Raw genomic sequence first — 303 nt, 5'->3', positions numbered from 1 at the left:
TACCTACGGCGAGTCTTGTCGAAGATGTTACATTTTATGTGGATGCTGGCAAAAAGGCCCTTGAAGAACGCGGGCTAATTGTTGACGAACTTAAAATCTCAACGGCAACCAAAGAAAAAATAGATAGTACGCTCAAAAATAATGACTATATCTATGTTACTGGTGGTAATACCTTCTTTCTCCTTCAAGAGCTGCAAAGAACAGGCGCGGACACAGTTATATCTGAACAAGTAAATTCAGGGAAAATTTATATTGGTGAGTCTGCTGGTTCCATTGTGCTTTCACGCAATATTGAGTATGTAA

The 303-nt window shown here is 39.3% G+C and carries 1 protein-coding gene; it reads left to right on the top strand.

Translation table 11 applies throughout. The features are described 5' to 3' along the window. Positions 1-303, top strand: a 303-nt coding sequence (locus tag HLG76_RS15230; RefSeq protein ID WP_175993944.1) for a Type 1 glutamine amidotransferase-like domain-containing protein, incomplete at both ends; no start/stop codon positions are given.

The sequence above is a fragment of the Salinivibrio sp. EAGSL genome (genome assembly GCF_013366455.1).
Taxonomy (GTDB): Bacteria; Pseudomonadota; Gammaproteobacteria; order Enterobacterales; family Vibrionaceae; genus Salinivibrio; species Salinivibrio costicola.
The sequence above is the reverse complement of the archived record's forward strand: the minus strand, read 5'-3'. Positions and strand labels throughout refer to the sequence as shown.